3 protein-coding genes are annotated in these 12,389 nt (G+C 47.9%); all 3 read right to left on the reverse strand.

Going from position 1 to position 12,389, the window contains the following annotated elements:
- Nucleotides 1-172: 172 nt before the first annotated feature.
- The 3 genes from ACO6V5_RS08430 to ACO6V5_RS08440 all read right to left on the reverse strand — a co-directional run bounded on the left by ACO6V5_RS08430 (nucleotide 173) and on the right by ACO6V5_RS08440 (nucleotide 12,345).
- Nucleotides 173-3,877, reverse strand: coding sequence for a DUF4116 domain-containing protein (locus ACO6V5_RS08430; RefSeq protein WP_422133475.1), 3,705 nt, complete (start codon nucleotides 3,875-3,877; stop codon nucleotides 173-175).
- Between the two features lie 132 nt (nucleotides 3,878-4,009).
- On the reverse strand, nucleotides 4,010-7,264 hold the full coding sequence (locus ACO6V5_RS08435; protein WP_422410387.1) for a PEP/pyruvate-binding domain-containing protein: 3,255 nt from the start codon (nucleotides 7,262-7,264) through the stop codon (nucleotides 4,010-4,012).
- A 191-nt stretch (nucleotides 7,265-7,455) separates the two neighbouring features.
- The gene (locus tag ACO6V5_RS08440; protein WP_422410389.1) at nucleotides 7,456-12,345 is read right to left on the reverse strand and encodes a DUF4116 domain-containing protein; all 4,890 of its coding nucleotides are present in this window, start codon (nucleotides 12,343-12,345) and stop codon (nucleotides 7,456-7,458) included.
- Nucleotides 12,346-12,389: the final 44 nt, after the last annotated feature.

Here is a 12,389-nt window from a genome sequence, read left to right on the forward strand (position 1 = left end):
ATCCCTCTCAGGTTCTTATTCATCCATGACTTAATCGCTATGGCATAAAACGTTTGGTACTTTTGACAATGATATTTTTACGAAGTTCACCACTCAGGCTGAAGAGCACAACAGGAAAGCGGCAATAAGGTGTGGCAAGACGATTTGAACCAGTCAACGTTTTCAGAGCCAATCAGACCTTATCCGAAAGTTTCCTGATGTATTTAATAACTTTGGGGTTTCTGTGTCTTGCTGCCTCAATAAAATCCTTATCCTGTTTAAGCTCAAAAGCAACATATTTGAAAGCTCGATGATTTTTTGCAATTAAGTCCAGCATAAAATCGCGATCACTCAATACACTTTCACTGGCATATTCTGAGTATTGAATATCATTAGCCATTGCGATTTTAATAATATTTTGATTGCTTCGCATTTTTTCACTGACATACCTCAGAGCCTCTGGATATTGTTCGACAGCCGCCATTACCACCCTGACATTATTCTTAAGTTCTGGACTGGCATATTGCAGCTGATTGCCATCTCGAGTGACTGATGCCATGACGACATCAGTATCATCCCTCAGTTCTTCATTCACGTATTTCAGTTGTTCGGGATGTTTTGCAATGGCGGCTAATACAAGTTCTTTATCATTCAGAACCCGTTGGCTGGCATACATCAACCCATGCATGAGCAGGGCATTCCTGACCTTTTCTTTATGATCCCCGGACGGCTGTCCCGGTGGAGCATAAAACTCCAATCTGTAACTGCAGGATGGCTTGATCACAAAGTATTGATTTTCCAGGCCATACAGACGTTCAACCAATCGAGTGGCGTAACTGAAGTCGACCAATAAAAAATGATGCAGGAGTTCCCAGCGAGTGTCCTCAGCGATCTCATCACTCATTAACATTTCCCGCAGAATGTCCTCCGATTTTCGTCGCCAAAAAATTGCCCGCGTGCACTCACCTAACCGCTGTGCATGTTCAGTAAAACGTTGAAACTGATTGCTCAATAACCCCCGGCAAGCCGGAGTGATGCACCAACCTTGTTTGTAAAACATTAAGAAAAGGCAATGTTGAAAGGCGAATCTATCGGCTTCTGTCGCAACATCTCGATTAAGCCGTTCTACAAGCAAGCTAAAGTCCCACTGGCCTCCTTCAAAAATAACCCTTTTCCGAAACTTTTGATCCAGTTCAGCCATTGAACCTAACACAATGATCAGTTTTTCAAAGGCATGCTGCATGGTTTCACGTGATGCTATTCCCGTGCATTCAACAGTGATTTCACCTGCTACAGCATTGCCATTCACATGCATGCTATCGGCATCTTTGTTCAGCCCGATTGCTTTCAGTAACTGCACCAGAAACCATACACGAATAAACCTGCCGGTTTTTCCAACACCATCAGATATATTGAATTGGTCAGAAAATTTCAGCCGCAGAGTTCGTCCTTTACCTCCCTCTGCATTCTCAAGCAGCTCGATAAGAGCCAGGTGACATCCTAACTCGAGGTTAACAATCAAGGCTTCATCCATACTGATGACAGTCCCTGAAAGCCTCAACCTTTCCATGGATGCTTTGCCTGACAGTCCCAATAGCGATAACTCTCCGCCCGGAGTGGTAAAATCAAAATAGGTGATGTGCTCTTTTCTAGATATCTTGCCCTGAACAGAAGCCAGAGTGACGGGGGCCAGAGCCTCTACGAAACGTCGATGCAAGGCAAAAATAAGCTCATGGACACTCCGGACCTGTTCAGCCTGCTCAGGGTCCAGTGCCTGAAGACAGGATTGCAGCTGATGGCAATCTGCCACCCACTGACTCAGGATTCTCGGGGATACATCCCCTTCTTCAGCGGCCTGGATTGGCAGGATAATATTATCTAACCCTGATCCTATGGTCTGTTGCAGCGTCTTGAACCGTTTCCTCAGTTGCGGTAATTCATCCCGCAATGACATGGTCAGGTATGGTCGACTTTTTAGAGCCAGCCCCAGAAATGCCTTGTATCCAGCTAACAGTTCTTCAGATCCATGAATCAGCCGTTTCACGCTATCTCTGGTCTGTGCCAATAGTTTTAAGCGATCTGGCGACATGCTCAGTTTTACCGGGTTTGCCAGGCAATCCAGTCCACCACCGGAGGCAAAAAATGCCAAAAGCCTGGCATTTTGATCCGTTAGCCATTTGAATCCACTGCCGACATGACAGAACTTGCCCTCAGGAATTGATAAATCCTCCCAGGACGGAATTGCGTTCGCCAGGGGCTGATCAGAAAAAACACTGGCCAGGCTTCTGTGACTGACCAGCTTTTCTGTCATGTCACCGGCAACAATAAAGGCTCCGGGCTTGCCTTTAAAGCGACCGCAGGCCAGTGTCGTCTGTTGGCCATTGTCAGTGGCAAATACCGGACACTGATCATTAGCCCGCATCAGGCTTATTTTTTGCTGTTTCATGAGGATCGCTACATGATCATTGAATCCTGCTTTGGCAAAGACAAACCCCCTCACTTGCTTCAGGAACTCTGGCTCAAGCATCCAGTCTTCAGCGTGGTCGGCGACGACAATGGCGCCTTGTGGCATAGCGTCTTTTGCTCTTTTTTCAGCCCGCCAGAGGGGACCGGTGCAATAGCCTTCACTGATGCTGTCGCCAATGGCCAGGGTCTCTTCGGGTATGGGCATGGCAAAAACCATGTCGCCAGCGAGCCGGGTAACAGGGCGTACCTGCAGCAGGAACAGGCGCCCCTGATGATCAACGGCAAACTCCACATCCACAGGGCAAAGCAACAGGTTTTCCAGCTTTATCACCGCCTCCATGAGTTCTGAAACCGTTGCATCCGTGAGTTGCAGTCCACCGTCGTATGATTGAGCATCAACATTATCAGTTATTGTTTCCGAATAGCCGTTATTGTTCTTGTGCAAGACAAAGTGACTTGAGATTGTCCCGGGAAAGTATTGATAGCTGACAGCATCTTCTTTGCGATCCTTGCGATAAATGTCGATGCGGTGGGGCGTGTTACCGGTCTGCCCTGCCACCACGCCTCTGGGTTGACCCGATGTAAACTCTGCCCTGAGGGTATTATTCTGAAAAGATTGAAAGCTCATGGCGACTCCGCCGTATCGACAGTCAATGCACTGTTGGATGATCAGGGCCATAGGTTGCGGTATACCTTCGGAGCAGACTTCAGGCCGGTAAGCTGAAGCCATGACCTTAAGACAGGTTCGCAAAATATCCTCTTCTCCCTGAACTAAAGAGAGGTATTTGCCCGCCTGAGCGTCGCCGTAATTATCTTCATTGATGCCGGAACTGCGAACAATCATGGGCTGTGATGCAGAGAGTCCGCCCACCTGACTGTGCAGCCCCCTGATTTTTCCGGCCGCTTCAGAATCTTTAACCTGTTGATAATAGTCTTCGCTGGCAATAAATTCTGCCAGACCCGCCAGCCAGTTATTCCTTTTGGTCTGCTGTGAAGGTGGCAAGGCATTGAGGCATGCCCTGATGTTCGTCAGGCTGATCTCTTTCTCTGCTTCAAGTTCATATTCAATCATTGGCAGATAGCGGGCTAAAAGCCCGGTATCCAGAGAGTGTTGCTCAAGCGCGTTCATGATCCGGGCTGTCACACATTGAAATGGCGGAACAGACAAACCGGCTTTTTTCATGCGCCACAAAAACATTCCCTTACCCCCCAGTTCTTCGCGGTTGAGGGGAGTCGGATCTGAAACAGAAAAACAACAGTGACGTTTGGCTAAAGGCGTTTTGCTGATCGAAACGCCACTGGAATCAGAATCACAGAGATGCTTTTTGGGTGAACTATCAGTTCCTCTGGATGGACTACCAACCCGGTTATTCTGACTTGAATAAGCTGTCAGAAGTCCATCATTCGATTTATCAGAATTGACATTTAACATTAAGATATCCCTTTCGTGAATAACTGGCACACCAATAAAGTTCAACCTTCAGTCTGAAACAGGCACCAGTAAAAATGACAATAAGCCGTTAAGGTCAAGGTTGTCAGAATAGATCAGACCTGATTCACAAAATTATTGATCGTACCTAAAAGCAAAGTATTCATTTCGCAGCCGTTGACTGGCATATAGAAGCCCATTCCTCTGAAAGGCTTTCTCGACTTTCTCTTTATGCTCACTGAACAGCTGATCAGTTGAAACGACAAAATTCAACTGGTAATCTTCTGATGGTTTGATAATAAAACTTTTACCCTTCAAATGGGGATACACATCCTCAAACAACGGAGTCACCAATCCGGGATCTACTAATAAAGAATGATGCAAAAGTTCCCTGCGATTGGCCTCACCAATATCATCACTCAGCAGCACTTTTTCATAAGCATTCTCCAAATTAACTAACCGCCGGGAATGATCAATAAATTGCATCTGCTGGTGGTTTAATAACCGGTAGCAACTGGGAAGAATGTCATATTGCTGACTAAGAGCCATTAAGAAAAGACAATGTTGAAAGGCGAATCTATCTGCTTCTGTCACAACATCACTATCAAGGCGTTGTGCAAGCAGGTTAAAGTTCCACTCAACCTCTTCAAAAATGCTTTTATCCTCTAAAAAAAGATCCAGATTCTGAACAGCAAGTAAAGCTGTTATCAGTTTTTCGAAAGCCTTCTGCATGGTTTCAGGTGATGTCATTCGGGGGCATTCGACGATAATCTGCCCTGCAACGGCGTTGCAGCTTAGCTTCATGCTATCAGCATTTTCGTCCAGTTCGATGGCTTTCAGTAACTGCACCAGAAACCACATACGTTTCAGCTTACCCGGTTCTTCACTACCATCCGATGGATGAAATGTGTCAGAAAATTTCAGCCGCAAGGTTCGTCCTTTCCCCCCCTCGGCCTTTTCAAGCAGCTCAATTAAGCCCCAGTGTTCGCCAAACTTCATGTTAACAATCAAGGCTCCCTCCATAGTGACGACCGTCGCATGACGCACTAATCTCTTGAGAGATGTTTTGCAGGACGTACTGATTAGCGGGACTGTTTCACCCGGGGTCGAGCACTCAACATAAGTGACGTTCTTATCCATAGATATCTTGCCCTGACCCGAGGTCAGTGTGACCGGTGCCAGCGCCTCTACAAAGCGCTTATGCAGGGCAAAAATCAGTTCATGGACACTTCGAACCTGCTCAGCTTCTCTGGGGTTGAGTGCTTGCAGACAAGATTGCAGCTGGTGGCAAGCAAACACCCACTGCCGAAACACTAACGGGGCAACCAGTCTTTCTTTAGCGGCTTGCATTGGCAGAATGACACTGTCTAACTTTGATTCCACGGTCTCTTTCAGCTCCACAAACCGTTCCCTCAGGAGTGGAAATTCATCCTGCAATAACTTGACATGGGGTGAATCTTTTTTCCCGGCCAGCCGCAAGAATGCCTGGTAGCCCTTCAACAGGGCTTCAGCTCCATAAATCAGCCTGTTAACCCTGTCTCTGGTCTCTGCCAGTAGCTCTGAACGTTGTGCCGACATGCTCAGTTTTATCGGGTTTGCCAGACAATCCAGTTCGCTGCCGAAGTTAAAGAATGACAGGAGCCGGGCGTTTTGGTCGGTGAGCCATTGAAAGGCACTGGTGACCCTGGAGAATGTGCCTGGAGGGGGGGACAAATCATCCCGTGACGGGAGAGTTTTTGCTAAGGGCATATCCGCAAAATCAGAGGACAGACTGCTGTGACACGCCAGTTTTTCGGTACAGTCACCGGCGACAATAAAGGCGCCGGGCTTACCCCTGAAACGGGCACAGGCCAGCGTCGCCTGTTGGCCAACAAGAGTATCCATTGCCGCAAACTGACCAGCAACCAGCATCAAAGTTTTTCGTTTCTGTTTCATGAGAATGGCTACATGGTCATTGAATCCTCCTTCGAGAAGGACAAAACCCCCTGCCCGATCCAGGAACCCGGGCTCAAGCATCCAGTCTTCAGCGTGGTGGGCCACGACAATGGCTCTCTCTGGCATAGAGCCTGCCTGTCGTTTTTTGGCCAGCCAGATGGGTCCGGTACAGTAGCCTTCGCTGACGCTTTCGCCAATGGCCAGGGTCTGTTCGGGTATGGGCATGTTAAAATCCATGCCGCCAGAGAGTCGGGTAACAGGGCGCACCTGTAACAGGATCGGACGACCCAGACGATCGATGGCAAACTCCACATCCACTGGGCAGCACAACAGGTTTTCCAGTCTTGTCACATAGCCAATGAGTTTTGAAACCATGTCATCAGTGAGTGCATGTCTAGCGCCGTCGGATTGGGCATCGGCATCAAAAACCTCAGTTTCCGAATAACCGTTATCATTTTTTTTCAGGATAAAGTAACTGGAGATCGTCCCGGGAAAGTATCGGAAACTGTTAACTTCTTCTGTGCGATCCTCACGATAAATATCAATACGGTGGGGCCTGTTACCAGACTGCCCTGACACGACACCTTTGGGCTGACCATATGTGTACTCAAGCCTGACGGTATTCTCCTGAAAGGATTGATAACTCATGGCAACCCCGCCATATCGACAATCAATGCACTGTTGGATGATCAGTGCCATGGGTTGCGGTATGCCTTCGGAGCAGACTTCAGGCCGGTAAGCTGAAGCCATGACCTCAAGGCAGGTTCGCAATACATCCTCTTCTCCCTGAAGTTTCGAGAGGTATTTGCCCGCCTGGGCATCGCCATAGTTATCTTCATTAATGCCAGAACTGCGGACGATAAACGGCTGTGATGGGCAGAGTTTTTCCAGCAGACAGCGCAGGTCTCTGATTTCCCGGGCTGCTTCAGAATCTTTAACCTGTTGGTAATAGTCATCACTGGCAATAAATGTTGCCAGACCCGCCAGCCAGTCTTTCCTTTTGGCTTGCTCAGAAGGTGGCAAAGCAGTGACGTATTTCCTGATCTTCAACAGGCTGGTCTCTGCCTCCGGTTGATCAGGAATCCAGGGGAGATAGCGGGCCAGGCAGCGGCGATCCAGAGGCTCATGTTCAAGTGCATTCATGACCTGGATTGTCACACATTCAAAGGGTGGAACTGGCAGACCGGCTTCCTTCATGCGCTGCAAAAACATTCCCTTACCCCCAAGCTGTTGGCGGCTGGGGGGAGAATAGTCATCAGCCTGATCTGAAACAGGTGAACGGCAAAGACGGTCGGCTAACGATGTCTGGATGGGAAAGCTAGTGGAATCAGGATCACTGAAATAGCTTTTGTGTGGACTCTCAGCCCCGTCGAACAGACCCTCAGCCCCGGGAATCTGATTTGAATTGGTTGCCGGAGTCGGAGAATCTGCCCTTTGATAGCAAGTGGGTAACATCAAAATATCCCTCTCATGTTAATATTCATCCATGTGACTCAATGACTGGAAAGTCAATAAACCTTTGACAATAGTTTTTTTATAAAGTTCACCCCTCAGGCTGAACCACGCAATAGGGGGAACAACAATGAGCTGTCAACACAGTTGGCACTGTTTAGCGTTGTCAGAATAAATGAAACCTTGTTCAGAGATTACTCGAGGTGTTGACTCACTTCGGGGTTTCTTTTTTTTGCTGCCTCAATAAAAGCCGCATTTTGTTTAAGCTCGGAGGCAACATAAATAAAAGCAGCAGAATCCTTTTGAATCAGGTCCAGCATATAATCACGATCCTTCAATACCGTATTATTGACATACATCAGGCAATTAATATTGACGGCTATTAAGGTTTTAATAATGTTTTTATCGCTCCGAATTCTTTCACTGGCATATTGCAAAGCGCCTAAAGAATTTGTAACAGCGGCTACGACAACCTTCTCATCATCCTGAACTGTCGGGCTGGCATATTGCAGATGACAACCATCTTTAGTGATCGCAAGCATGACGACCTCTGCAACATTCTGCAACTCCTCACTGACATATTTCAGGCTATCCGGATGTATCGCAACAGTTGCCAATACAAGGTCTTTATCATTGCGAATCCGTTGGCTGGCATGCATCAGTCCATCCCTGAGCAAGAAATGCCTGAGCTGTTCTTTATTATCCCCAAGCGACTGAACCGGTGAGAAATCAAACTTCAGGCTGTAACTGCAGGATGGCTTGATCACAAAGTAATGATCTTTCAAATGGGGATACACAAGCTCGACCCATCGATTAGCCCTACCGGGATCTAACAATAAAAAATGATGCAGAAGTTCCCTGCAGATGTCCTCAGGAAGCTCATCACTGATTAACACTTCCCGAAGGTTGTCCTTTGATTTAACCAACCGATAACCATGATCAATAAACTGTTGTTGATGATTGTTTAATAACTGACAGCAATCGGGATCAATGCCATATTGGTAATTATCAATCATCAAGAAGAAGCAATGTTGAAAGGCGAATCTATTGGCTTCTGCCGCAACATCGCTATCAAGGCGTTGCGCAAGCGAGTTAAAGCACCACCGCCCCTCGTCGAAAATACTTATCGAGCCCAGGAGTATATCCAAAGAAATAACTGCTCTTAATGCCGTTATCAGTTTTACAAAGGCATCCTGCATGGCTTGAGGTGATGTTATTTGCGAGCATTCGACCATCACTTCCGCCGCTGCAGCGTTGCAAACAGACCTGATACTATCAGCATTTTCGCCCAGTTCAATAGCTTTCAGTAACTGCACCAGAAACCACATACGTTTTAACTTGCCAGGTGCATCACTGCAATCAATACAGGAAAATTTATCAGAAAACTTCAGCCGCAAGGTACTTCCTTTTCCCTCATCTGCATTTTCAATCAGCTCGATTAAGCCCACAAGACCGAATAACTCAAAGTTAACAATCAGGTTATCATCCATACTGATCACAGTTCCTCTAAGAGGTCTTGATTCTCTGAGGGATGCTCTGCAGGACGGACTCAATACCGATGCCTTTTCAGCCGTGCCTCCCTGAATCCTGCAATCAACATAGATGAAGTTCTCGTCTCTGGATAGCATGCCCAAAGCCGAGGCCGTGGTAACCAATGTCCGGGCCTCTGTTAAGACCCAATGCAAGTCAAAAATCAGGTCATTGACACGGCGGACCTCCTCAGTCTTCAAAAGATTGAGAGTTTTAAAACAGCTCAAGACGACTTGTTTATCATGCTTCAGTGCTTTACTCACATATTTCAGGTTGTATGGATTTACGACAATGGTTGCTAATACAAGGTCTTTATCATTTCGAACCCGTTGGCTGGCATATTTCAGTCCATGCTTCAAAAAGAAACTTTTGACCTTTTCTCTATCTTCCGCAAGTGACTGAGCAGGTGGAGCATTAATCCCCATCCTGTAGCTGCAGGATGACGTTTCAATAACATAGTATTGATCTCTCAAATCAGGATAAACATCCTCAACCAATGGAATAGCCTTTTGGGCATCTATCAATAACAGGTGATGTAAAAGCTCCCTGCGGGTGTCCTCACTGATCTCATCACTCATTAACACTTCTCGAAAATGCTCCTTCGGCTTTTTCCAGCACTCTTCTAACCGTTGAACATAATCAATAAATTGTTGGTGTTGTTTACTTAATAACTGGCAACAATCGGGACTCATCCTGGAATAGTCATAAATCGTTGAGAAAAGACAATGTTGAAAGGCAAATCTATCGGCTTCTGTCGCTATATCTCTATCAAGACGTTGCGCAAGCAAGTCAAAATTCCACTGATCCCCTTCAAAAAGGCTGCAGTCCTTTAAATAAATATCTATATCCTGAATAGCATGCAAAGCTGTCATCAGTTTTACAAAGGCATCCTGCAGGGTTTGACGTAATGTCATTCGGGCGCATTCGACAATCATTTCTCCCGCTACGGCATTGCAACTGAGCTTCATATTACCAGCTTGTCCATCCAGATTGATCGCTCTCAGTAACTGCACCAGAAACCACATACGTTTCAACTTGCCGGGGCCATCACTGCCATCAGCTCTGGCAAACCGGTCAGAAAATTTCAGCCGCAGGGTACGTCCTTTGCCCCCCTCTGCGTTTTCAAGTAGTTCGATAAGGCCCACATGTTGTCCTAATTCAAGGTTAACAATCAAAGCATCATCCATAATGATGACAGTTCCTCGACACTCTGATCTTATCAGGGATACCTTGCAGGACCGATTAAATAGCGGTGCCTTTTCAAACGGGCCTCCTGGAGTCCTGCAATCTACATAAGTGACCGGCCACCCCCCGCTTATCCTGCCCTGACCCGAGGCCAGAGTGACCGGTGCCAGTGCCTTGACGAAGCGCTTATGCAAGGCAAAAATCAGTTCGTGGACACTTCTGACCTGCTCAGGCGTATTGGGGTTGAGTGCCTTAAGAGAGGATTGCAGCTGATGACAAGCTGCCAGCCACTGTCGAAAAACCCCCATGGATTTCTGACCTTCTCCACCGGCTTGCAGGGGAAGGATGAACGTTTCTGACACTGACTGGATGTTCCCTTTCAATGTCTCGAACCGATTGCTCAGTTGCGGTAATTCATTCAGCCATGGCTGGACCTTGGAAGGATCCCTGTTAGCGGCCAGCTGCAAGAGTGACTTGTACCCATCCAGCAATGCTTCAGCCCCATAAATCAGCCGGTTTACACTGTCCCTGGTCCCTGCCAGCAATTTTGACCGTTGTGGCGACATGCTCAGTTTTATCGGGTTTGCCAGACAATCCAGTCCGCCGCCGGAGGCAAAAAATGCCAACAGGCGGGCGTTTTGATCTGTGAGCCACTGAAAACCACTGGTAACCTGATCGAATGTGCCTTCAGCGGGGGACAAATCCTCCCGTGACGGAACAGCGTTGGCTAACGGCACATCAGACACAGCAGAACAGAGACTTCTGTGACTGAGCAGTTTTCCAGTAAGGTCACCAGCAACAATAAAGGCACCGGGCTTACCCTTAAAACAGCCGCAGGCCAGGGTCGCCTGTTGGCCGTCCTGAGCGACCACTGCCGTAAGCTGACCACCAGCCAGCAGCAACGTTTTTCCAGCCTGTTTCATAAGGATCGCTACATGATCATTGAATCCTCCTTCGGCAATGACAAATCCCCCTGCCTGCTTCAGGAACTCAGGCTCAAGCATCCAGTCTTCAGCGTGTCGGGCCACGACAATGGAACCCGCTGGCATAGAGTCTGCCTTTTTTTCCCTGGCCAGCCAGATGGGTCCGGTACAGAAGCCTTCGCTGACGCTCTCGCCAGAGGCAATGGTCTCTTCCGGTATGGGCATGGCGAAATCCATGCCGCCAGAGAGTCGGGTAACAGGGCGCACCTGCAACAGGAACAGACGACCCTGGTGATCAATGGCAAACTCCGCATCCACAGGGCAGAGCAACAGGTCTTCCAGCTTTGCCACCACCTCCTTGAGTAATGAAACCATCTTATCACTGAGTTTCTGTCCACCGTCGCCTGATTGAACGCCAACATTATCAATTCTTGTTTCCGAATAGCCGTTATTGTTCTTGTGCAGGATGAAGTGACTTGAGATCGTCCCGGGAAAGTATTGAACGCCTTCAGCGCCTTCCTTGCGATGAATATCGATACGGTGGGGCGTATTACCGAACTGTCCTGCTACTACGCCCCCGGGCTGACCGGGCGTGAACTCAATCCTGACGGTATCATCCTGAAAGGATTGAAAGCTCATAATGACCCCGCCGTATTTGCAATCAATACACTGTTGGATAACCAGCGCCATGGGTTGCGGTACACCTTCGGAGCAGACTTCAGGCCGGTAAGCTGAAGCCATGACCTCAAGGCAGGTTCGCAATACATCCTCTTCTCCCTGAAGTTTCGAGAGGTATTTGCCCGCCTGGGCATTGCCGTAGTCATCTTCATTAACGCCAGAACTGCGGACAATAATCGGTTGTGACAGGGAGAGTTTGTCCAGCTGACGACGCAGGTCTCTGATTTGTTGGGCCGCTTCAGACTCTTTAACCTGTTGGTAATAGTCATCACTGGCAATAAATGTTGCCAGACCCGCCAGCCAGTCTTTCCTTTTGGCTTGCTCAGAAGGTGGCAAAGTAGCGACGTATTTCCTGATTTTCGACAGGCTGGTCTCTGCCTCCGGTTGATCAGGAATCCAGGGGAGATAGCAGGCCAGGCAGTGCCGATCCAGAGGCTGATGTTCCAGTGCATTCATCACCTGGGTTGTCACACATTTAAAAGGTGGAACACGCAGACCGGCTTCCTTCATGCGCTGCAAAAACATTCCCTTACCCCCAAGCTGATGGCGGCTGGGGGGAGAATAGTCATCAGCCTGATCTGAAACAGGTGAAGAGCAAAGACGATTGGCTAATGATGTCTGGACGGGAACGCTAGTGGGATCAGGATCACTGAAATACCTTTTGTGTTTACTCTCAGCCCCGTCGGATAGACCCTCAGCCCCGGGAATCTGATTTGAATTGGTTGCCGGAGTCGGAGAATCTGCCCTTTGAGAATAAGCGGGTAACATCAAAATATCCCTCTCATGTTAATATTCATCCATCTGACTCAATG

This window comes from Endozoicomonas sp. ALD068 (assembly GCF_049310145.1).
GTDB lineage: Bacteria > Pseudomonadota > Gammaproteobacteria > Pseudomonadales > Endozoicomonadaceae > Endozoicomonas_A.